Here is a 20,725-nt window from a genome sequence, read left to right on the forward strand (position 1 = left end):
GCAAGCGTAGGTGATCGGCAAGCCTGTTTGCCTTCCGGAGCACCTTCGGCAGGCCTTTGCGCAAAGCGTTAAAATCGCCCACCGCGTTCGGATTGTCCGCAACTTCCGCCACCGGTACCGTTGTCCGTAAAAATTTACGAACGACCGTTCACAAATTTACGTTTTGCGCTAAACTGGCACGCAAGCCCTGATTCCACATGAAGGTCCTCGATTTACAGTGTCCGCATGGCCATCGGTTCGAAGGCTGGTTCGCTTCGACTGATGACTTCGAATCGCAGCAGTCCCGCAAGCTCGTCGAATGTCCGATCTGCGGTGCGAACGAGGTGAGCCGTTTGCCGTCGGCCCCGCGCCTGAACCTGTCGGGTGCGACCGAAACGAAAGCGCCGGCGGGCGCGGGGGAAATGCAGGCGCGTGTCATGCGCGCCTTGCGCGAGGTACTGGAAAAGACCGAGAACGTGGGCGACCGCTTCGCCGAGGAAGCACGGCGCATTCACTACAATGAAGCGCCCGCACGCAATATTCGCGGTGTCACGACACCGGAAGACGCGAAAGCCTTGGTCGAAGAAGGCATTGAAGTGATGCCGCTGCCGGTCCCGGCTGCCTTGAAGGAACCGCTGCAATAGCGCAGTGGCTCACTGGCGGCGGATGGTGGCGGCCAGGAGACACGACGCATGGATCTGGACTATTCCGCTGCTGATAACGCGTTCCGCGCAGACATCCGCGCCTGGCTCGAAGCGAATCTGCCTCGTGAGCTGAGCGACAAGGTACTCAATCACAAGCGTCTTGCCCGCGAAGACTTCGCAGGCTGGCATAAGCTGCTCGGCACGCGCGGCTGGTCGGCGATCGCGTGGCCGAAAGAGTATGGCGGCCCGGGCTGGGACGCGACCCAGCGGCACATCTGGGACGAAGAGTGCGCGCGCATCGGCGCGCCGTCCGTGCTACCTTTCGGCGTCTCTATGGTGGCGCCGGTACTGATGAAATACGGCAACGAGGCGCAGAAGCGTCACTACTTGCCGCGCATTCTCGACGGTACGGACTGGTGGTGTCAGGGTTATTCCGAGCCGGGCTCGGGTTCGGATCTGGCCTCGCTGCGCACACGCGCCGATCGCGTCGGCGACCATTACGTGGTCAACGGTCAGAAAACATGGACCACGCTCGGCCAGTACGCCGACATGATGTTCTGCCTGGTGCGCACGGACAGCGGCGCCAAAAAGCAGGAGGGCATCTCGTTCCTGCTGATCGACATGAAAACGCCGGGCATCACCGTGCGGCCGATCATTACGCTCGACGAGGACCACGAAGTCAACGAGGTCTTTTTCGAAGACGTGAAGGTGCCGGTCGAGAATCTGGTTGGTGAAGAGAATCGCGGCTGGACTTACGCGAAATATCTGCTCGGCCACGAGCGCACCGGCATTGCGCGGGTCGGCCAATCGAAGCGCGAACTCGTTTTCCTGAAACGCCTTGCGCTGAATCAGAGAAAGAACGGCAAGCCGCTTCTGCAAGACCCGGTGTTCGCCGCGAAAGTTGCGAGCCTCGAGATCGAGTTGATGGCGCTCGAAGTCACCGTGCAACGCGTCGTCGCTAATGAAACGGGCGGACGCGGACCGGGACCGGAAGCGTCGATGCTGAAGATCAAGGGCACGGAAGTGCAGCAAGCACTGACCGAACTGATGTTCGAAGCAGTCGGGCCGCTCGCCGCACCATTCGACGTTCCGTTCCTCGAAGGCGAACGCGAACACAGCCTGGCCGGCGACGACGATGCCGCGCCTCTCGCCGCGTACTACTTCAACTTCCGCAAGACGTCGATTTACGGCGGCTCGAACGAAATTCAAAAGAACATCATCGCGCAGATGATTCTCGGACTCTGAGGAGCGGCGCATGGACTTCACTTTCAACGACGAACAGCAGCAATTCGCCGACGCGCTGCGCCGCTATCTGGACAAGAACTACGGGTTCGAAGCGCGACAGGCGATCGTGCGATCGGAAACCGGCGTGTCGGACGCGCATTGGGCCGCGTTTGCCGAACTGGGTCTGACAGCGTTGCCGGTGCCGGAAGCGCAAGGCGGCTTTAACGGCGGCCCGATCGACATGCTGGTCGTGATGCAGGAACTCGGCCGTGCGCTGGTCGTCGAGCCTTATTGGGCGACTGCGGTCGGTATCGAGGCGTTGCGCCTCGCAGGTAGCGACCAGGGCGAAGACGCGTCGCTGCTCGAACGTGCTGCTCAAGGCGAGATCAAGCTGGCCGTGGCATTTCACGAACCGCATGCGCGCTACGATCTGTTCGCGGTCGAGACAGGCGTAAGCGGGCAGGGCGAGCAGCAGACATTGAGCGGCACGAAGTCTGTGGTGCAACACGGCGGCCAGGCGGATCACTGGATCGTCCCGGCCCGGCTGAATGGCGAGATCGCGCTCTTCGTCGTGGCGCGCAATGCGGCCGGCGTCAGGATCACGGACTATCGCACGATCGACGGCCAACGCGCCGCCACACTCGAGTTCAGCAACACGCCCGCGCGCCGGCTTGCCGGCAAGCACGCCGGCGCGGCTGCGCTCGAACATATCGCGGACTACGGCACGGTGCTGTTGTGCGCCGAGGCAATCGGCGCGCTGGACGCCTTGAACCTCGCCACCGTCGACTACACCAAGACACGCCAGCAGTTCGGCCAGCCGATCGCGCGGTTTCAGGCCTTGCAGCATCGCATGGTCGAGATGCTGATTCACGCCGAGCAGGCGCGCTCGGTCACGTATCTGGCCGCGATGCGCTACACGAGCTCGGATGTGGACGAACGTCGCCGCGCGGTTTCCGCCGCGAAGGCGAGGGTCGGTCAAGCCGCGCGTTTCGTCGGCCAGCAGGCGGTTCAGTTGCATGGCGGCATGGGCGTCACGAATGAGGTGGCCGCGGCGCATCTGTTCAAGCGGCTTGCTATCATCGAAACCACACTGGGCGATGTCGATCACCATCTCGCGCGGTTCGCCGCGCTACCTGGCTTCGTGACTGCCGAAGCCTGATCGGACATTCGAATCGGATACATGGAGGTGCGAGGATGGGCTTGAGTTACGAAGACTTCATAGTCGGCACGAGCATCGAGATCGGCAAGCACACGTTCACGCGCGAAGAGATTGTCGAGTTTGCACAGAAGTTCGATCCGCAACCGTTTCATCTGGATGAGGTCGCCGCCGCCGAGTCGCCATTCCGCGGCTTGGTGGCGAGTGGCTGGCATACCTGCTCGGTCATGATGGGCATGCTGGTGCGCAACGCGTTCGCGGGTTCCACGTCGATGGGCTCGCCCGGTATCGACGATATCCGCTGGTTGAAGCCGGTGCGTGTCGGTGACACGATCACCATGATGAACGCCGTGCTCGACAAGCGCATCTCGGAGAGCAAGCCGGATCGCGGCATCGTGTCGACGCAGTGGGAAGGCATCAATCAGCATGGCGAAACGGTGATCACGGTGCGCTCGAAGGGACTATTCGGCCTGCGTAATCCAGGCGCCGCGTCATGACGGGCAGCGCGGCGCCCGCCGCAACCTTCGGCAACGCGTCGGCATTGCGCGCGTTGGTGGGCGGCGAGCCGCTCGTGAGCGAATGGCTGACGGTGGATCAGGCGAGCGTCGATCGTTTCGCCGAAGCGACCGGTGACCATCAATGGATTCACGTCGACCCCGAGCGTGCGCGGCGCGAGTCGCCGTTCGGCGGTCCCGTGGCGCACGGTTTCCTGACGCTATCGTTGATTCCGGCGCTGCTCGGTAAGACGGTGGCGCTCGAGCAGCGCATGGGCGTCAATTACGGATTGAATCGCGCGAGGTTTACGTCGCCGGTGCCCGTCGGCTCACAGTTGCGCGCCAAATTCGCGGTCGAGTCCGTTTCGGAAGTCGATAACAACGGCGTGCAAGTGGTGTGGAACGTGAAGCTGGAGCGGCAGGGCAGTGAGCGGCCGGTGTGTGTCGCGGAGTTCATTACGCTGCATTATTTTTAGCGTTTCGGCGGCACATGCGAGTTAGAAAAAGCGCGAGCCGGCATGAATGCCGTTCGCGCTTTTTCACAGAGGCAAACGCAGATTCAGATGTGGCTGCGCATTCAATGTTTCGCGTATTGCGTCGCACCGAACAGTATTTCCTTCGCCTTGTCGTCCATGAGCGGTTGACGCGCGGACGCCAGCACTTCCACACCGCGCACGACCGCTGGACGCGCGGCGATCTCTTCATGCCAGCGCTTCACATTCGGGAACGCGTCGAGTTCCAAGCCCTGGTTTTGCCACGAGCGCGTCCACGGGAACGCGGCGATGTCCGCGATCGTATAGTCGTTGCCCGCGAGATACTTCGTCTTGCCGAGTTGCGTGTCCATTACGCCATAAAGGCGCTTCGTTTCGTTCGTGTACCGGTTGACCGCGTATTCAATCTGCTCCGGCGCGTAGTTGCGGAAGTGGTGAGTTTGCCCGAGCATCGGACCCAGACCGCCCATCTGAAACATCAGCCACTGCAGCGTGGAATAACGCGCGGCCGGATCAGTCGGCAGAAACTTGCCGGTTTTCTCGGCGAGGTAAATCAGGATCGCGCCCGATTCGAACAAGGCGAACGGCTGGCCGTCGGCCCCCTTGGGGCCCTCGGAATCGACGATTGCCGGGATCTTGTTGTTCGGGCTGATGGCGAGAAACTCGGGTTTGAACTGGTCTCCCGTGCCGATATTCACGCCGTGAACGTTGTACGCGAGGCCCGTCTCTTCGAGCATGATGTGAATCTTGTGGCCGTTCGGGGTTGCCCAGCTATAAACGTCGATCATCGTAGTTCCTTTGTCTCGTGAAAGCGGCGCCTCGAAGGGCGCCGCTGTTGACGAAAATTAGAGCATAGATCGCGCGATGCTGCTGGCGGCGCTGCAAGTCAGTCGCGGCTTCGCGGCGCCGGGCTGAACTTCCGGGCTGGGCAGGGCTCGGCTCAGCATCAAACCCGCGTAATCGGCGTCTCCACACGAGCCGCCGCGCCCGCGTCCATATAACGCGCGAGTTCGAGCTTGGCGATCGCGTTGCGGTGCACCTCGTCGGGACCGTCAGCGAAACGCAGCGTTCGTGCCGACGCGTAGGCATACGCGAGCGGAAAATCGTCGCTGACGCCACCGCCGCCGTGCGCTTGAATCGCCCAGTCGATCACCTGACACGCCATGTTCGGCGCAACGACCTTGATCATCGCGATCTCGCCGCGCGCGCCTTTGTTGCCGACGGTGTCCATCATGTAAGCCGTTTTCAGCGTGAGGAGACGCGCCTGCTCGATCATGCAGCGCGCTTCGGCGATACGTTCCTGCGTGACGCCTTGCGCGGCGACCGGTTTGCCGAACGCGACACGTTGCAGCGAACGTTTCGACATGAGTTCGAGGGCGCGTTCGGCAAGACCGATCAGACGCATGCAGTGATGGATGCGTCCCGGCCCGAGTCGCCCTTGCGCGATCTCGAAGCCGCGGCTTTCGCCGAGCAGCATGTTGCCGACCGGCACGCGCACATTCTCGAGTGTGATTTCCATGTGCCCGTGCGGCGCGTCGTCGTAACCGAACACGGTGAGCGGACGATGCACGGTGATGCCGGTGGCGTCGGCGGGAATCAGGATCATCGACTGCTGCTGGTGGCGCGGTGCTTCCGGATCGGTCTTGCCCATGACGATATAGATCTTGCAGCGCGGATCGCCCGCGCCGGACGACCACCACTTGTGGCCGTTGACCACGTAGTAATCGCCGTCGCGCACGATGCTGGTCTGGATATTGGTCGCATCCGACGACGCCACTTCAGGCTCCGTCATCAGAAACGCCGAACGGATCTGACCTTGTAGCAGCGGTTCGAGCCACGCGCGCTTGTTCTCGTCGCTGCCGTAGCGCTCGATCGTTTCCATATTGCCGGTGTCGGGCGCGTTGCAGTTGAATACTTCAGGCGCCCAGGGCACGCGGCCCATGATCTCGCACAGCGGCGCGTATTCGAGATTCGTCAAACCGGCGCCGCGCACGGAGTCGGGCAGGAACAGATTCCACAAGCCGGCGTCGCGCGCTTTCTGCTTGAGTTGTTCGATCAGTTCGGTTGGCAGCCACGCGTTACCGCTTTGGCGATTGCCTGCGATCTCTGCGTAGAATGCCTGCTCGTTCGGATAGATGTGCTCGTCGAAGAATGCGAGCAGCTTTTCGCGCAACGCCTGAACCTTCGGGGTGTAGTCGAAATTCATGTAAGACCTCGCGAATGACGGGTAACGGACGACGTTTGTTCGGATCGCGGCAGAACGCACAATCAGATATGCGATTCAGCACGCGATGCCAGTCAGCGCACTTTCTGCGCGTAGCGCCAGGCGAGTTCGGCCATCGGCTTCGCGCGGCGGCCGGCATCGAGCGCCTGAGCGCTGGCTGCCGTACCGTCGACGACGCGTTTCATGATCCCTTGCAGGATCGCGGCAATGCGAAACATGTTGTACGCCAGATAGAAATTCCAGTCGCCTTGAATCTCGAAGCCGGTGCGTTGGCAATAGCGCTCGACGTACTGTTGCTCGTCAGGAATGCCGAGGGCCGCCCAATCGAGGCCCGCGATGCCGCGGAATTGCGCCGGGTCGACGTGCCACGCCATGCAGTGATACGCGAAATCGGCGAGCGGATCGCCGAGCGTCGACAACTCCCAGTCGAGCACGGCGAGCACGCGTGGTTCCTCGGGATGAAAGATCAGATTGTCGAGCCGGTAGTCGCCATGCACGACGGATGCGCGCTCGCCCGTTTCGGCCGGCATATGCTGCGGCAGCCATTCGATCAGGCGCTGCATAGCGTCGATAGTTTCGGTCTCGGATGCGATGTACTGCTTGCTCCAGCGGCCGATCTGGCGCGCGAAGTAATTGCCTGGCTTGCCGTAGTCGGCGAGACCCACGGCCGCGACGTCGACGCTGTGCAGCGCCGCGATCACGCGGTTCATTTCGTCGTAGATGGCGGCGCGTTCGGCGGGCGTCATGCCGGGCAACGATTGATCCCACAGCACGCGGCCCTCGACGAACTCCATGACATAAAACGCGCGGCCGATCACGCTTTCGTCCTCGCACAAGGCGAGCATCTTCGCGACTGGTACGTCGGTGTCGGCGAGTGCGTGCATCACGCGGTATTCGCGTTCGACAGCATGCGCCGACGGCAGTAACTTCGCCGCCGGCCCCGGTTTGGCGCGCATCACATACGAGCGTGACGGCGTGAGCAGCTTGAACGTCGGATTGGACTGACCTCCGGCGAATTGCTCCAGTGTGAGGGGGCCGGAAAATCCGTCGACATGTTGGGTCAGCCAGGCGGCGAGCGCGCCGGTGTCAAAGCGTTGCCGCTCGCTGACGGGGCGCGTCCCTTCGAAATCCGAATAATCCGGTTGGTGTTCTGGTTCGCCGGTCTGTGTGGCTTGCACCATCTGTCTCCTCCAGTTCGGGGTTCAGCTACGCTTGTATTGAATGAACTGTGCGTAGAGCATTTCCATCGTGGTGTTGCGGACGTCGCGATGCAACGGCGACGGCGGTGAATAGTTGATCGTGCGCAGCACCCAGTCACGCGGCTCGGCGCCCACGTCGAGCGCGTTGATGCAGCCGGTGGCTTGCGCCAGATGGCCGAAGAACGTGCGGCCGCCGGCCGTAAGAGCATGCGACAGGATTGCCCGGTTCACGCCGCCATGCAGAACCAGCAGCACGGTGTCCCACGACCTGTCTTCGCGCAGCGCCGCGACCGCCGGCAAGACGCGATCGAACAGCGCGCCGATGGTCTCGCCGTCGAGAAACCGCGTGCTTTCCGGCACGATACCGTCGAACACGCCAAGAAACGCCGCTTCTATGTCCTGCAGCGGAATATTGCTGAGCCTGCCGCCGCGAATCTCTTCCCAGGCGGGTTCGATTTCGAGTTCGATCTGCTGGCCGGTCTCGGCCAACACGCGCCGCGCGGTTTCGATGGTGCGCGGCAAACCGCTGACGATCACCCGGTCGAAACGGACCTGCCGTTGCGCGAACACGCGGCCCGCCGCGCTGGCCTGCTCGCGGCCGTTAGCGTTCAGCGGGACGGTTTCGGGATCGATCGCGCGGCCGGAGTCGTCGAAGTACGTGACGTCGCCGTGACGCATCAAAAAGATGCGGCGGCGCTTGGGCAGTTGATAGTCGGGCATCGTTCCTTCGTTCACTTATAGACCGGCGCGCGTTTCTCGAGGAACGCGGAAATCCCTTCAAGCCCGTCACGGTGATGCAGCGAGGCGACAAAACTGTCGCGCTCCGCCACGAGATGATCGGCGAGCGGCTGCGTGCCGGCTGCGCCGATCAACCCCTTGATGCGCGCGACCGAGTTGGGCGAAATCTTGCCGAGCTCGTCGGCCCACGCGACCGCGGCGTCGCGCACGGTGCCGGTCTTGACCAGCTTGTTGACGACACCGAGTTCATGCAGGCGTGTCGCCCCGACCGGTTTGCCTTCGATCAACACTTCCGTGGCCAATTGACGCGGCAGGGCTTGAGCGAGAAACCACGACCCGCCGCCGTCGGGCGTCAGGCCGACGCGTGCATACGACATGACGAATTTGGCTTCGTCCGCGGCCACGATCAGGTCGCAGGCCAGCGCGAGCGAGAATCCCGCGCCGGCCGCGGCGCCATCGACGGCGGCGATCACCGGCTTCGACGAAAGACGCACCGCCGAGATCCATTCGCCGAGCAGATCGATGCTCTCCGCTTGCACGGACGGATCTTTCGCGCGGTTCTCCAGCAAGCGGTTCAGATTGCCGCCCGCGCAGAAGAAGTTGTCGGCGCCGGTGATCACGACGGCGCGAATCGACGGATCGCGTTCCACCGAGTCGAGCGCCTCGATGCCGGCGGCGTACATGTCCGGGTGCAGCGCGTTGCGTGCGCCTGGGTTCGAGAGCGTGAGGACTAGTGTCGATTCGCTTTCGGTGGGGCGCGAGGTCAGCAGTTCGGCGCTCATTGTTGTGTCTCCTGAGTCTTCGTTTCGATGTCGGCCGCGTCGCGCTGGGTCAACGACATGCCAAGTTGCGCTCGCCGCGCGAGCCATGGAGACGGACGATAGCGCGGATCGCCGAGCACACTGAACATGTTGCGCAGGATGGCCAGGATCGTGGTCGAACCGAGCGCGTCGCCGAGGGCTAGCGGGCCGCGCGGGTAGCCGAGGCCGAGTGTCACGGCGAGGTCGATGTCTTCCGGCGTGGCGATCTGTTTTTGTGCGATATCGCAGCCGATGTTGACGATGGTCGCCACCACGCGTTGCGCGACGAAGCCGGTGGAATCGCGGATTACGGTGACGGGCACGCCGTCGGCGGCAAAGAGCGCGTGCGCCGTGTCACGCGCGCTGCGCGCGGTGGCGGGCGTTGTCATCAGCGTGCGGCGTTGCGCGCCGACCAGCGGGAAGAGCGCATCGATCGCGACGACGCGGGTTGCGTCCAGCGCTTCATCGACCGCGGCCGTGGTCGCATCGTGACCGAACGGTGTGACGACGATCAGCGAATTCGCTGCGGGCGTGGCGCCGTCGTCGAGCTTCACACCGGCTTTCTCGATGAGTTGCACGACCGCGTCGCGGGCTTGCGGATAACGCTTGCTGACCCAGACGCTTGCCGGCAGTCCGGTCGGTATGGGCGCTTCGGCGGCCACTTGCTGCTTGCCGTCTTCGTAGCGATAAAAGCCTTCGCCCGTCTTCCGGCCGAGCAGTCCGCCGGCGAGCCGCGTGCCGGTAATCGGCGACGGCGTGAAGCGCGGCTCTTCATAGAACTGATGGTAGATCGACTCCATCACCGGATGCGAGACGTCCAGCGCCGTCAAATCGAGCAACTCGAATGGGCCGAGGCGAAAGCCGGCCTGCTCGCGCATGATGCGGTCGATGTCGGCGAAACTGGCCACACCCTCACCGGCCACGCGCAAGCCTTCGGTATTCATGCCGCGGCCCGCGTGATTCACGATAAAGCCGGGCATATCTTTCGCGCGCACCGGCGTGTGACCCATGCGGCGCGCGAGATCCATCAGCGCGTCGCCTGCCGCGGGGTCGCTGCGCAGACCGTCGATCACCTCGACGACCTTCATCAACGGCACGGGATTGAAGAAGTGATAGCCGACCACGCGCGACGGGTCACTGCAGCCGGCGGCAATTGCCGTAATGGACAACGAAGACGTGTTGGACGCCAACACGCAGCGGCCGCTCACGACGGTCTCGAGTTCGCGGAATAGCGCCTGCTTCACGTCGAGTTTCTCGACGATCGCCTCGACGACCAGATCGCAGCCGGCCAGTTCGCCGATGCTCTGCGCGCCGCTCACGTTCGCGAGCGCCGCAAGCGAGCGGGCCTGATCGAGCTTGCCTTTAGCCGTCAATTTGGCGAAAGTCTCGGCGAGGTAGTCGCGCGCGGCGCCGATCGCAGCAGGGTTAGTGTCGTACAGACGCACACTGAGACCGGCCAGTGCGGCGATCTGGGCGATACCGCGGCCCATTGCTCCGGTTCCGACAATGCCGATAGTCTCGATGCTGAAATTGCGAGAGGTCATTGGAAACTCGACTCCATGGTTATTTTAGAATAGCACGATCGTGCAATTTACTGGATGATTGATCGAAGGCCGCTGTTGTGACGTCGATGAGCGGTCGCAGACAACTTAAGGGAAGGAGACACCCAATGATCAAGCTGTGCGGTTTCGCGCTCTCTAACTACTACAACAAAGTGAAGTTCGTGCTGCTCGAACACGACATTCCGTTCGAAGAAGTGTCCGTGAAGCCGAGCCAGGACGAGGCCATGCTCGAGCATTCGCCGCTCGGCAAAGTGCCTTATCTGCAGACTGAAGACGGCGATCTGAGTGAATCGCAATGCATTGTCGAGTATCTGGCCGCGCGCTTTCCCGACAAGGCGATTTTCTCCGCCGACCCATGGGAAGCGGCCAAAGAGCGCGAACTGATCATGTTCGTCGACGTGCATCTCGAACTGACGGTGCGCAATCTCTACAAGGAAGCATTCTTTGGCGGCACCGTGACCGAGGCGACCAAAGGGCGTGTCGAGAAACTGCTCCGGCATCACATTGCCGGCTTCAAACGGATCGCGAAGTTCGGGCCGTATCTGAGGGGCGAGCGTTTCAGCGTCGCGGATACGGCCGGCTATGTGAGTTTGCCGCTGGTGGGCATGGCGACGCAGACCATTTACGGCAGCGATTTTCTGCTCGACGCAGGGATCGACTGGAAGAGCTATGTGAAAGCGATCAACGTGAGGCCTGCCGCGCAGCGTGTGACCGAGGACCGCAAGGCGTATGTCGCGGCGTCGCGCCCGGTTTGACGGGCGCGGCCCGGAACCAGGTGAACCGGGGCGTACCGCGCACGCCCGCACCGCTACGCGCGATGGCGAGGAACGTTGGTTCGTTCTCAGCATCGCGCGGGACATGCTAGAGGCGCGCCAGCCGCTCGAGTGCGGTGGCCAGCGTGCTTTCCTGCTTGGCAAAGCAGAAGCGCACGACGCCCGATTCATGGGCCTCGTGATAGAAGGCCGAGACCGGAATGGCCGCTACGCCGATTTCGCCGGTCAGCCATTGCGCGAATTCGGCTTCGGGCAAGTCGCTGATCGCCGAATAGTCGACGCACTGGAAGTACGTGCCCGTGCACGGCAACAGTTTGAAGCGTGAGTTCGCGAGGCCGGCGCGGAAGAAGTCGCGCTTCTTCTGATAAAACACGGGCAGGCCGAGATATGGCGCGGGGTCGTTCATGTAATCGGCGAGGCCGATCTGCATTGGCGTGTTGACCGTGAACACGTTGAACTGGTGCACCTTGCGGAACTCGGCGGTGAGCGCGGCGGGCGCGGCCACGTAGCCGACCTTCCAGCCCGTTACGTGATACGTCTTGCCGAAGCTCGACACCACGAAACTGCGTTGCGCAAGTTCGGGATAGCGCGCCACGCTCTCGTGCGGCGCGCCGTCGTAGACCATGTGCTCATACACTTCGTCGGACAGGATCAGCACGTTGGTGCCGCGCACGATCTCTTCGAGCTTGCGCATGTCTTCCGCGCGCCACACCGTGCCGGTCGGATTGTGCGGCGTGTTGATCAGCAGGAGCCGCGTCTTCGGCGTGATCGCGGCGGCGAGCTTGTCGAACGGGATCGCGTAGTCGGGGGCGTCGAGCGTGACAAACACCGGCTTGCCGCCGGCCAGTTCGATGGACGGCAGGTAGCTGTCGTAGGTCGGCTCGACCACGATCACCTCGTCGCCCGGGTGGACCGTGCAGAGAATCGCGGTCAGCAACGCTTGCGTCGCGCCCGCTGTCACGGTGATCTCGGTGGTGGCGTTGTAGCGGCGGCCGTACAGCTTTTCGATCTTGTCCGAGATCGCCTGACGCAGCGGCGCGACGCCGGCCATCGGCGGGTACTGGTTGTGGCCGTCGCGCATGGCGTTCGCGACCGCATCGACGATGCGCGGATCGCAGTTGAAATCGGGAAAGCCCTGACCCAGATTGACCGCGCCTTTTTCGGCGGCGAGCGCGCTCATCACGGTGAAAATCGTCGTGCCGACGTCCGGCAGGCGAGACGGAAACGTGGGACTCGAAGGCGTGTCGTGCGGTGCATTCATGGCGCTGTCCGGAGCGTGGGCAAATGGGTTAGACAAAGGCGTTGGTTGAAACGGGCGAAGCCTGATTGTAGGGAATCGCGGCGCGCTGTGCGCACCATGGAACTTACGTTAGCCGTCTGGCCAGGGCCATGCGGCTGGCGGGTCATGCGGTTAAAGGCTCGCCGCCCGCGTTCAGCGACATGCCGATGGCGGCGACGAACGGCGCCGGTTGTGCGATCTGAAACCCGAAGTCACGTGCAATCCGCTTGGCCAGCTTCAACACGGCGCGATCCTTCGAGACCAGCCAGTCGGCCTGCGCGGCGTGTGCAAGCTCGAGAAACTTCTGGTCGTCGCGGTCTTTGCATTTGGGCAAGGGCCTGGCATCTTCCGCTTGCGCCTCGGGTTCGACCAACTGCGCGAGCCGTGAAACGACCGCCAGCGCCACGGCCTTGTCCACATTCCGATGCACGAATTGCGGATAGTCGAGCACATAGGTAAGTTCAGCGAGGCAGCGTGCGTCGATCAGCGCGGTCAGCGCGCCGCTTTCGAGCGCGGCCGCGATCGGCCGCGTGTGCGGGTCGTCGAACACGAGAATGTCGATCCACACATTGGAATCGAGGACGACGCGCAAAGCGTCGGGTGAGGCATGGGAACCGGGCATTCGTTACAATCTGGCTTTCGTCTTTGACCGCCAGGCACGGCGTGCCTGCAAGCCTCTATGATAATCGTTCTGTCGCCGGCGAAATCGCTCGACTACGAAACCCCGCCTCACGTCAAAAAGCACACGATCCCCGATTTTGTCGACGACGCGGCCGAATTGATTGGCGGATTGCGCCGTTTGTCGCCGCAGCAGATCGCCTCCCTGATGGACATTTCGGATCAGCTCGCGCACCTCAATTTCCAGCGTTACGCGGAGTGGTCGCCCAAGTTCGGCACGCACAACGCCAAGCAGGCGGTACTGGCGTTCAACGGCGACGTGTACGAAGGCTTCAATGCGAAGACGCTGTCGTCGGCGGATCTGGACTATGCGCAGAATCACGTGCGCGTGCTGTCCGGCCTGTACGGTTTGCTGCGGCCGCTCGATCTGCTGCAGCCATACCGGCTCGAAATGGGTACGCGTTTCGCCAACCCGCGCGGCAAGGATCTGTACGCGTTCTGGGGCGAGCGCATCACGCAGGCGCTGAATGCGCAACTGAAGAAGAACGCCGTGGCGTCGCGCGTGCTGGTGAACTGCGCATCGGGCGAATACTTCAGGTCGGTCAAGCCGAAGCTGCTCGAAGCGCCGATCATCACGCCCGTTTTCGAAGACTGGAAGGGCGGCCGCTACAAGATCATCAGCTTCCATGCAAAGCGCGCGCGCGGTCTGATGGCGCGTTATGCCGTGGAGAATCGCCTCGACCGGCCTGAGCAACTGAAGGACTTCGACGCCGACGGCTATGCGTTCGACACCGAAGCCTCGAACGATTCCACTTACGTATTCCGCCGCCGCGTCGCTGACTAAGCGTCGCCACGCGGACAAGCAGGGAAGAACATCATGACGTTATCGATTACAAGCAACTTCGACGCGGGTGCGATCGAAGTGCTCTCCTGCGAAGAAGCAGGCAACATCCGCTTGCGCGTGCGGCCGGACAGCCATGCCGAGTTCGCGCAATGGTTTTATTTCCGCCTATCGGGCGCGGCGGGCGAACGCTGCGTGATGACTTTCGAGAATGCGGCCGCGTGTGCCTTTGCCGAAGGCTGGCGCGACTATCAGGCGGTGGCGAGCTATGACCGCGTGAACTGGTTTCGCGTGCCTACGTCGTACGACGGCCGCGTGCTGACGATCGATCACACGCCGGATTTCGACCGTATTTACTACGCGTACTTCGAGCCGTATAGCGAAGAGCGCCACTCGGAGTTTCTCGGCGCGGTGCAGCAGATGCCGCAGGCCACGCTCACCGAGTTGGGCACGACCGTCGAAGGCCGGCCCATGTCGCTGCTTACGCTCGGCACGCCGCAAACCGGCGACACGCCCAAGAAGAAGATCTGGCTGATCGCGCGCCAGCATCCAGGCGAGACGATGGCCGAATGGTTTATCGAGGGGCTCGTGAAGCGGCTGGCGGGTTGGGGCGATTGGGCGGGCGACCCGGTCGCGCGCAAGCTCTATGATCACGCGGTCTTTTACATTGTGCCGAACATGAATCCGGACGGCAGCGTGCACGGCAATCTGCGCACGAATGCGGCGGGTGCGAATCTGAATCGCGAGTGGATGGCGCCGGATACCGCGCGCAGCCCCGAGGTGCTGGTGGTGCGCGACGCGATTCACGCCACTGGTTGCGATCTGTTCTTCGATATCCACGGCGACGAGGCGCTGCCTTACGTTTTCGTGGCCGGCTCCGAAATGCTGCCGGGCTTCACCGAACGGCAAGGGCAGGAGCAGAAGGCGTTCATCGAAGCGTTCAAGCAGGCGAGCCCTGATTTTCAGGACAAGTATGGCTATGCCGCGAGCAAGTATCGCGAGGACGCACTGAAGCTGGCGTCGAAGTATATCGGCAACGAATTCGGCTGCCTGTCGCTGACTTTGGAGATGCCGTTCAAGGACAACGCCAATCTGCCCGACGAGCGAGTGGGCTGGAACGGCGAGCGTAGCGCCGCGCTCGGGGCTGCAATGCTGCAAGCGATCTTGCGGCACGTGGAAACATTTGCCTGAACGTCGCTGTACATAAAACGAGGCACACACTTCACAGTGTGTGCCTCGTTTTTCATTAGGGCGCGTGGTTGACTTGGCGCACTGGCAGGCGGATGCCGCCAGCGTGACCCGTTAATGAGTTTTCTTCTTCGCCACGGCCTTCTTCGAAGCTGCTTTGTTCGAGCTTGCTTTCGATGATTTGCCCGAGCTTGGCTTGGACGACTTGGTGGTGGCTTTCTTCGTTGTCTTGCCGCTCGCCGAGTGCTTGCCTTTGGCGCTCTTGTGCTTGCCCGACGATGCACGCGATCCCGACGGTTCCGAACTGCGCGCGCGGGCCGGCGGCACCGGATCGTTCCAGCTGAACGCGAGCATCTGCGTGCCGACGTAGCCGCAGCGGAACTTGAGATCCGCGGGATCGCCGCTGCCGCTCTGGCGGATGCCGAGCCCTTCGACGGTGACGATATTGTCTACCTTGACGCGCTGCTTGCCCTCGTCGAAGGAATCGTTCCACGGCGTGACCGACGCATGCGCGCTGTCGAACGAACTAGGTGGAAATTCGACATGGTCGAAGGCGGTCGACGTGCTGGCGACAAAGTTGCCATGGGCCGCGCAGTCCGCAACGAGCGGGTCCGCATGCAGGTCATTGACAAATTTGTTGACGAGATCGTTGTGCTGTTCGAGTTGATCGGCGAATGCGGGAGCAGAGCATATGAGCGAGAGACTCGCCGCACATGTTGTCAACCGGCCGACCAGCCGCAGCAATCGGCGCGGTACGTTGGTGCGATCCATCTAGTTAGTTAGACGCTAATGAGACATGAGGCACGTAAGATGCCCGGCAAGAGGGTGGAGTTCAATCCTGACACAAATATTTTCCTGTTGGGAGTGTGTGGGCCCGGGCGGCTCGACGAAGCCGAGTCGCTGTTCGCCGTCAATACGCGTTCGGTGCCCGCGCGAGTGTCAGGTGCGTGGTCCGCCCAGCCGGTATCTCCGCACATCATAGGTGGTGACCCACGCCGGACGGTAGACCGAGATCAACGCCGTCGACATGCCGGTGAACCAGGATTCCCCGGTGGCAAGCAGGAACACGCTGAATGCGTAGCCGGCGGGCACCACGGTCACCGAACCGTCGGCGAGCGCGATATGAATGCCGAGGGCGGCGGCCGCCGTGAGCGACACGGCGATGGCAGGCGAAACAAAGCCCTGGCCGAGAATGAACATGAAGAGATTGCGTGGCAGCCACGCGATGCTGATGCGCTGGAGCAAAGTGGAAATGCCGACCGGCAGTGCACCGTACACGAGGAACGTGAGTGCGATGCCCTGCCATGGCGCATCGAAGACGACGGCGGCAAGACCCGTGACCACCGCCATGGCGATCAGCGCCAACGCCCAGTCGAACAACGTGACGACTAGCGTGGCGCCGAGCAGATGCATGACCGTGCCGTCGTCGAGCCACGCATTACTTGCCCACAGCACCGACACTGCGACGATGATCGCAAGCCAGACATGCTGCAGTGTGCCGTCCTGAAGTCGTTTGAAAGGATTTTTCCACAGCGCGAGCGCGACCACTATCGCAGTGGCGATCCAGCCACCGACAGCGACCCAGAACGGAAGCGGTGTGTAGAGGAAACCCATGAGTCTCATATTACTCGTTGGACGAGAAAAGGTGTGAGCGGATTCCATGCCAGCAGGCGCAAACGCTGTCGGAAAGTGCTCGCCCGGATTCTGTTGCGCACGCCGGCGGCGTTCATCCAGGGCCTGGTGCGAGCGGGTCCGGTGCGGGCCCAACGCACGGCGCGTCTCCATACGGTGCGCCTGGTTCTGCTGCCATGGGCAACAATGCAGCGGTGTCGTTAGCCGGCAACGGGTACTGGAAGCGCCGCCGCGCGCGACGCCGTAGCGGCACCACGCCGGGCTGGCCCATGATCGGACGCACCGGGCCGTCGCCGCCGTTGCGCAGCACCTGCAAATGGTTCGACAGCCAGCCGTTATAGAGCGCGACCGCGGCCGCGCGATTGGGCGCGCCGAGCTGCTGGAATATGCTGGTCAGATGGATCTTGACCGTGCCTTCGCTGATGCCGAGCGTGCGCGCGATCATCTTGTTGGTGCTCCCCATGTGGACGCAGCGCATGATCTGCTGCTGACGGGGCGACAGTACGTTGGCCAGTCTGGCGCGACGCGGCGGTGGGCTCTTTTCGTCGAACGGCCGGATAGTGATGTCCGGTGGCAGCGGAGGATCGAGCGCCAGCGCGCCAGGCGGCACGTAGTGACCGCCCAGCAGCACCATTTCAAACGCGCGCACGATCAAGCAGGGATCGGTGTCGCGCGGCACGACGCCGAGCACGCCTTCGTCCATGAGATCTCGCACGGCGGTCGGCGAGATCTGGTCGGACAGCACGGCAATGCGCAGATCGGGGTAATGGCTGAGCAGATGGCGAATATCGGCGATCGACATCCAGTCTTGCCAATCGACCAGCAGCAGGTCGGGCCGCTGACGCTTGAGCGTGCGTTCGACCTGACGCCAGTCTTGTGCTTCGTTGAAACGCGCCAGGCGGTCGATTTGCCGCAGCAGTGCCTTGAGCCCGTCACGTCGTTCCGCGTCTGAGTTGAGTATCGAGAATCGCATGCATGTCTCCAGATGAGTCGGGCGAAGTGGCGCGATGCGTGCGCACGGCGCGTGAGAGCCGGATGCGTTCGCGATGCGTCGCCATGCCTATGATGACAAATTCCCTTCTGTTTGACGGCCTGTCCAAAAGGCATAAGAGGAATGACGTAAAACCGGGCGAGCACAAAAAAGCCCCGCGCGCGGCGGGGCTTTTTAATGTCGACTCCGACGCGCAAAATGCGCCGGCGAAGAGGGTCAATGGAAGTGCGGTTGCGCGGGTTCCGCGTCCTCCGGCATTTCGGCGTGGACGATTTCGCCGAGCGGATCGGCATACAGCGGTACGCCGCAGTCGTCGCAATATTCCGGCTCGAAGCGGCCGGCGTGGCGGCGCACTTCGGTCACCCCGGTTTCCTTGAGCAACGCGACGATTTCTTCGAGCGGGTCGTCCGAAGCGGCGGTTTCTTGCGGTTCTTCGTCGATGCCGGGTTCGCCGTTCTCACGGCCGTACAGCGGCCACACGACGCCGTAGATCACGTCATTGCTGCCGCGGCGCGTGAAGCCGACGCGGTATTCGTCGATGCGGCGCTCGCCGAAGCCTGCGACAACGGCGCGCAACTCCTGCGGCGCCGCGCCGATCGTGTCGAACAGATAGCGCACGGCAGTGCGCACTGTATGAGGACGCACGCGTTCGTCGGCATCGCGGCAGGCCGAGTAATAGGCGTCCGGCAGCAGGCACTCGAATTCGCAGCCCGGCAACACCAGCGACAGATTGGCGCCGCCTTGCGTAGCCCATTGTTCAAGGCACTGCCCGCGTTCGATCCGGTTGCCATGTTCTTCTTCCTGCCAGCGGAATGTCGGTTCGCCGACCGGCGCCGCGACCACGGCCAGCAGGAAGCGCGGGTCGGCCAGTATCGGCGAGGTTTCCGGCAGCTCGCCGAAATTCAGTTTGACGTTGCCGCCAGCCATGGCTGCCTGTGCGAGTTGCTGGGCAATGCGCCAGGTTTCGACATGATGACGCGGCAGTTGATCGATGCTGTACAGGAACGGCGCCAGAGCGACCCGCGTGTTGGTCGCGAGCACGTGCGCTCGCAGATGTGCGCGCAGGGCGTCGGTGGCGTCGGCCTTGAGCGGGCCGGACGGGATCATGTAGCGCGTCCATGCGAGCACCGGCGCGGCGATCAGCAGCGCCTCGTAAGGCACGCCTTCATGTTCGACGATGAACGACTCGCTATGGGTTTCCGCCATGTCGGCGAGCGCCCCGTAGGCATCGGGATGATTTTGCTGCAGATGGTCGAGCGCGGCATCCAGCGTGGTCTGGTTGGCGTTGCGAACGATTTTGGCCAGCAGCGCGTCGAGTTTCGCTTCCCAGAAGCGGTCCTCGGTGCGGCTGCCCGACGCGAAAAGCGCGAGCGAGAGACCGACAAGCTTGTCGGCATCGGGGGGGAGACGTTTGGCGATTCGCGAGCGCATAAATCCGGAAATTGGGGTGCACAGAACCTTATATTCTAGTCTTTTCTATGCCGCCATATTGTTTGGCCGGCAATGCCGGATGAATTAAGACGTTTCTACACTAAAAATCAGAGCTGCCGAGCGGATCTGTCGGGCCCTTTGCATGACGACCTGACCTGATGATATAAGACGCCCCGGGCGCATGACTCGCTCCTATACTGACCCTTTCAGGGCGCTCGACAAACCTACGTCCGCTCGTCACTGGAGCTTGGCGCAACAGGAGATTCATCGTGAAATCGGACCAACTGATCGAACGTCTTGCCGCGGTTTTCGCGCTGATTATTCTGGTGGGCGGTTCGCTGCTGGTGCTGGCGCCTTTTACGACCGCGCTGCTGTGGGGCGCGATTCTCAGCTATAGCTCGTGGGGCTTGTACCGGCGGCTGACCGCTGCCCTGGGCGGCCGTCGTAAAGGGGCCGCCACCTTGATCGTGTTGATCATTCTGGTTGTGGTGCTTGGCCCGTTTGTGTACGCGGGCTTTGCCTTTGGGGCGCACGTGCACGAGATCGTCGCGCTGGTGCAGCGGCTCTTCGAGGCCGGCTTGCCGGATTTGCCACCGTGGGTTGCCCGGATTCCGCTGGTGGGTTCTAACATCGAGGCATTCTGGGAGCGGCTCACAAGTAGCAATTCGGAACTGATCGCGCAATTGCGTACGCTCGCGGCGCCCGCCGGCAAATGGATTCTGGCGGCCGCGATTGCTATTACGCACGGTCTCGGGCTGCTGGCATTGAGCATCGTGCTGGCTTTCTTTTTCTACACAGGCGGGGAGGGCGCGGCTGCCTGGCTGACTGCGGGCATGCGGCGTATTGCCGGCGAGCGCGCCGATTATCTGTTGGCACTCGCCGGCAGCACGGTGAAAGGCGTTGTCTATGGAATTCTCGGCACGGCGCTCGTGCAAGGTATTCTGGCTGGTTTTGGATGCTGGATCGCCGGTGTGCCGGCGCCGGCGTTGCTCGGGTTGGCGACATTCTTCCTGTCGGTGATACCGGGCGGCCCTGTTGTCGTCTGGTTGCCCGCGGCAATCTGGCTGTACCACGGCGGCGCGACGGGGTGGGCGATCTTTTTGGTGGTGTGGGGCGTGCTGGCCGTCGGCATGTCCGACAATGTCATCAAGCCGATCCTGATCGGCAAGAATAGCGACATGCCTCTGATTCTGGTGATGCTAGGTATCTTGGGCGGTGCATTTGCTTTTGGATTCCTTGGGGTTTTCATCGGGCCGACTTTGCTGGCGGTCGCGTATACCGTGCTTCACGACTGGACGATCGGCGCGCCCGCTGCGCGCGCCTCGACGCCCGACGTAAAGGCGCTCGTTGTCGATGAGCCGGGCGCTGTAAAAAAAGTGCCCTGAATAAATTTCCAGATAACGCTTGCAAGGCGGGTTTGGGCTCGCTAGAATCTCGCTCTTTCGTGCTTCGGACAACGGG

Annotated in this window: 21 protein-coding genes; 9 read left to right on the forward strand and 12 right to left on the reverse strand. The window is 62.5% G+C overall.

What is annotated here, in order from left to right:
- The first annotated feature begins 197 nt into the window (after window positions 1-197).
- Genes B0G80_RS22335 through B0G80_RS22355 form a run of 5 tightly spaced genes read left to right on the forward strand, consistent with a single transcriptional unit; the run spans window position 198 to window position 3,973 of the window.
- Window positions 198-623 carry a DUF1178 family protein gene (locus B0G80_RS22335; protein WP_106280386.1) on the forward strand — a complete coding sequence of 142 codons (426 nt, stop codon included), beginning with the start codon at window positions 198-200 and terminating at the stop codon, window positions 621-623.
- A 48-nt stretch (window positions 624-671) separates the two neighbouring features.
- Window positions 672-1,868 carry an acyl-CoA dehydrogenase family protein gene (locus B0G80_RS22340; RefSeq protein ID WP_116119432.1) on the forward strand — a complete coding sequence of 399 codons (1,197 nt, stop codon included), beginning with the start codon at window positions 672-674 and terminating at the stop codon, window positions 1,866-1,868.
- Between the two features lie 10 nt (window positions 1,869-1,878).
- Window positions 1,879-3,006 carry an acyl-CoA dehydrogenase family protein gene (locus B0G80_RS22345; protein WP_116119433.1) on the forward strand — a complete coding sequence of 376 codons (1,128 nt, stop codon included), beginning with the start codon at window positions 1,879-1,881 and terminating at the stop codon, window positions 3,004-3,006.
- 35 nt (window positions 3,007-3,041) lie between these two features.
- Window positions 3,042-3,500, forward strand: a complete 459-nt coding sequence (locus B0G80_RS22350) for a MaoC family dehydratase (protein WP_116119434.1) — start codon at window positions 3,042-3,044, stop codon at window positions 3,498-3,500.
- Window positions 3,497-3,973 carry a MaoC family dehydratase gene (locus B0G80_RS22355; RefSeq protein WP_116119435.1) on the forward strand — a complete coding sequence of 159 codons (477 nt, stop codon included), beginning with the start codon at window positions 3,497-3,499 and terminating at the stop codon, window positions 3,971-3,973. Before B0G80_RS22350 ends, B0G80_RS22355 begins: the two co-directional genes overlap by 4 nt.
- Window positions 3,974-4,074: 101 nt before the next feature.
- On the opposite strand, the gene B0G80_RS22360 is transcribed toward B0G80_RS22355, so the two are convergent.
- The 6 genes from B0G80_RS22360 to B0G80_RS22385 all read right to left on the reverse strand — a co-directional run bounded on the left by B0G80_RS22360 (window position 4,075) and on the right by B0G80_RS22385 (window position 10,493).
- On the reverse strand, window positions 4,075-4,776 hold the full coding sequence (locus B0G80_RS22360) for a glutathione binding-like protein (protein ID WP_106280396.1): 702 nt from the start codon (window positions 4,774-4,776) through the stop codon (window positions 4,075-4,077).
- Window positions 4,777-4,934: 158 nt separating this feature from the next.
- Window positions 4,935-6,194, reverse strand: a complete 1,260-nt coding sequence (locus B0G80_RS22365) for an acyl-CoA dehydrogenase family protein (RefSeq protein WP_116119436.1) — start codon at window positions 6,192-6,194, stop codon at window positions 4,935-4,937.
- A 92-nt stretch (window positions 6,195-6,286) separates the two neighbouring features.
- Window positions 6,287-7,393 carry a phosphotransferase gene (locus B0G80_RS22370; RefSeq protein WP_116119437.1) on the reverse strand — a complete coding sequence of 369 codons (1,107 nt, stop codon included), beginning with the start codon at window positions 7,391-7,393 and terminating at the stop codon, window positions 6,287-6,289.
- Window positions 7,394-7,414: 21 nt separating this feature from the next.
- Window positions 7,415-8,131 carry a histidine phosphatase family protein gene (locus B0G80_RS22375; protein WP_116119438.1) on the reverse strand — a complete coding sequence of 239 codons (717 nt, stop codon included), beginning with the start codon at window positions 8,129-8,131 and terminating at the stop codon, window positions 7,415-7,417.
- Window positions 8,132-8,142: 11 nt separating this feature from the next.
- On the reverse strand, window positions 8,143-8,931 hold the full coding sequence (locus tag B0G80_RS22380) for an oxepin-CoA hydrolase, alternative type (protein WP_116119439.1): 789 nt from the start codon (window positions 8,929-8,931) through the stop codon (window positions 8,143-8,145).
- Window positions 8,928-10,493, reverse strand: a complete 1,566-nt coding sequence (locus B0G80_RS22385; RefSeq protein WP_116119440.1) for a 3-hydroxyacyl-CoA dehydrogenase — start codon at window positions 10,491-10,493, stop codon at window positions 8,928-8,930. The genes B0G80_RS22380 and B0G80_RS22385 overlap by 4 nt, the downstream gene beginning before the upstream one ends.
- Before the next feature lie 125 nt (window positions 10,494-10,618).
- Here B0G80_RS22385 and B0G80_RS22390 point away from each other — a divergent pair, with 125 nt between their 5' ends.
- Window positions 10,619-11,266, forward strand: a complete 648-nt coding sequence (locus B0G80_RS22390) for a glutathione S-transferase family protein (protein WP_116119441.1) — start codon at window positions 10,619-10,621, stop codon at window positions 11,264-11,266.
- A gap of 106 nt (window positions 11,267-11,372) precedes the next feature.
- On the opposite strand, the gene B0G80_RS22395 is transcribed toward B0G80_RS22390, so the two are convergent.
- Both B0G80_RS22395 and B0G80_RS22400 read right to left on the reverse strand, forming a co-directional pair.
- Window positions 11,373-12,545, reverse strand: coding sequence for a pyridoxal phosphate-dependent aminotransferase (locus B0G80_RS22395; RefSeq protein WP_116119442.1), 1,173 nt, complete (start codon window positions 12,543-12,545; stop codon window positions 11,373-11,375).
- 142 nt (window positions 12,546-12,687) lie between these two features.
- Complete coding sequence (locus B0G80_RS22400) at window positions 12,688-13,185, reverse strand: putative toxin-antitoxin system toxin component, PIN family (protein ID WP_116119443.1); 498 nt, start codon at window positions 13,183-13,185, stop codon at window positions 12,688-12,690.
- Between the two features lie 57 nt (window positions 13,186-13,242).
- Between B0G80_RS22400 and yaaA the strand changes: the two genes are divergently transcribed.
- Window positions 13,243-14,025 carry a peroxide stress protein YaaA gene (gene yaaA, locus B0G80_RS22405; protein WP_116119444.1) on the forward strand — a complete coding sequence of 261 codons (783 nt, stop codon included), beginning with the start codon at window positions 13,243-13,245 and terminating at the stop codon, window positions 14,023-14,025.
- Between the two features lie 33 nt (window positions 14,026-14,058).
- Entirely contained in the window at window positions 14,059-15,213 is a 1,155-nt protein-coding gene (locus B0G80_RS22410) for a M14-type cytosolic carboxypeptidase (RefSeq protein WP_116119445.1), read from the forward strand.
- Window positions 15,214-15,324: 111 nt separating this feature from the next.
- Here the strand turns inward: B0G80_RS22410 and B0G80_RS22415 are convergent, their stop codons facing one another.
- From B0G80_RS22415 to B0G80_RS22430, 4 genes are all read right to left on the reverse strand, one after another.
- A complete protein-coding gene (locus B0G80_RS22415) occupies window positions 15,325-15,981 on the reverse strand; it encodes a BspC domain-containing protein (protein ID WP_116119446.1) in 657 nt (218 codons plus the stop codon).
- Window positions 15,982-16,149: 168 nt separating this feature from the next.
- Window positions 16,150-16,824 (reverse strand): energy-coupling factor ABC transporter permease, encoded by a 675-nt coding sequence (locus B0G80_RS22420; protein ID WP_116119447.1) that lies wholly within the window; start codon window positions 16,822-16,824, stop codon window positions 16,150-16,152.
- 112 nt (window positions 16,825-16,936) lie between these two features.
- Window positions 16,937-17,815 (reverse strand): response regulator transcription factor, encoded by an 879-nt coding sequence (locus B0G80_RS22425; RefSeq protein WP_116119448.1) that lies wholly within the window; start codon window positions 17,813-17,815, stop codon window positions 16,937-16,939.
- A gap of 234 nt (window positions 17,816-18,049) precedes the next feature.
- Complete coding sequence (locus B0G80_RS22430) at window positions 18,050-19,264, reverse strand: DUF2863 family protein (RefSeq protein ID WP_116119449.1); 1,215 nt, start codon at window positions 19,262-19,264, stop codon at window positions 18,050-18,052.
- A 269-nt stretch (window positions 19,265-19,533) separates the two neighbouring features.
- Between B0G80_RS22430 and B0G80_RS22435 the strand changes: the two genes are divergently transcribed.
- Window positions 19,534-20,649, forward strand: a complete 1,116-nt coding sequence (locus B0G80_RS22435; RefSeq protein WP_181920002.1) for an AI-2E family transporter — start codon at window positions 19,534-19,536, stop codon at window positions 20,647-20,649.
- Window positions 20,650-20,725: the final 76 nt, after the last annotated feature.

Origin of the sequence: Paraburkholderia sp. BL6669N2 (assembly GCF_003387275.1) — a bacterium.
In the GTDB taxonomy this organism is placed as follows: domain Bacteria; phylum Pseudomonadota; class Gammaproteobacteria; order Burkholderiales; family Burkholderiaceae; genus Paraburkholderia.

Bases quoted from the DNA above. Each gene is read 5' to 3' on its own strand.
- B0G80_RS22335 (WP_106280386.1), top strand. From the start codon at position 198: ATGAAGGTCCTCGATTTACAGTGTCCGCATGGCCATCGGTTCGAAGGC.
- B0G80_RS22340 (WP_116119432.1), top strand. From the start codon at position 672: ATGGATCTGGACTATTCCGCTGCTGATAACGCGTTCCGCGCAGACATC.
- B0G80_RS22345 (WP_116119433.1), top strand. From the start codon at position 1,879: ATGGACTTCACTTTCAACGACGAACAGCAGCAATTCGCCGACGCGCTG.
- B0G80_RS22350 (WP_116119434.1), top strand. From the start codon at position 3,042: ATGGGCTTGAGTTACGAAGACTTCATAGTCGGCACGAGCATCGAGATC.
- B0G80_RS22355 (WP_116119435.1), top strand. From the start codon at position 3,497: ATGACGGGCAGCGCGGCGCCCGCCGCAACCTTCGGCAACGCGTCGGCA.
- B0G80_RS22360 (WP_106280396.1), bottom strand. From the start codon at position 4,776: ATGATCGACGTTTATAGCTGGGCAACCCCGAACGGCCACAAGATTCAC.
- B0G80_RS22365 (WP_116119436.1), bottom strand. From the start codon at position 6,194: ATGAATTTCGACTACACCCCGAAGGTTCAGGCGTTGCGCGAAAAGCTG.
- B0G80_RS22370 (WP_116119437.1), bottom strand. From the start codon at position 7,393: ATGGTGCAAGCCACACAGACCGGCGAACCAGAACACCAACCGGATTAT.
- B0G80_RS22375 (WP_116119438.1), bottom strand. From the start codon at position 8,131: ATGCCCGACTATCAACTGCCCAAGCGCCGCCGCATCTTTTTGATGCGT.
- B0G80_RS22380 (WP_116119439.1), bottom strand. From the start codon at position 8,931: ATGAGCGCCGAACTGCTGACCTCGCGCCCCACCGAAAGCGAATCGACA.
- B0G80_RS22385 (WP_116119440.1), bottom strand. From the start codon at position 10,493: ATGACCTCTCGCAATTTCAGCATCGAGACTATCGGCATTGTCGGAACC.
- B0G80_RS22390 (WP_116119441.1), top strand. From the start codon at position 10,619: ATGATCAAGCTGTGCGGTTTCGCGCTCTCTAACTACTACAACAAAGTG.
- B0G80_RS22395 (WP_116119442.1), bottom strand. From the start codon at position 12,545: ATGAATGCACCGCACGACACGCCTTCGAGTCCCACGTTTCCGTCTCGC.
- B0G80_RS22400 (WP_116119443.1), bottom strand. From the start codon at position 13,185: ATGCCCGGTTCCCATGCCTCACCCGACGCTTTGCGCGTCGTCCTCGAT.
- yaaA (WP_116119444.1), top strand. From the start codon at position 13,243: ATGATAATCGTTCTGTCGCCGGCGAAATCGCTCGACTACGAAACCCCG.
- B0G80_RS22410 (WP_116119445.1), top strand. From the start codon at position 14,059: ATGACGTTATCGATTACAAGCAACTTCGACGCGGGTGCGATCGAAGTG.
- B0G80_RS22415 (WP_116119446.1), bottom strand. From the start codon at position 15,981: ATGGATCGCACCAACGTACCGCGCCGATTGCTGCGGCTGGTCGGCCGG.
- B0G80_RS22420 (WP_116119447.1), bottom strand. From the start codon at position 16,824: ATGGGTTTCCTCTACACACCGCTTCCGTTCTGGGTCGCTGTCGGTGGC.
- B0G80_RS22425 (WP_116119448.1), bottom strand. From the start codon at position 17,815: ATGCGATTCTCGATACTCAACTCAGACGCGGAACGACGTGACGGGCTC.
- B0G80_RS22430 (WP_116119449.1), bottom strand. From the start codon at position 19,264: ATGCGCTCGCGAATCGCCAAACGTCTCCCCCCCGATGCCGACAAGCTT.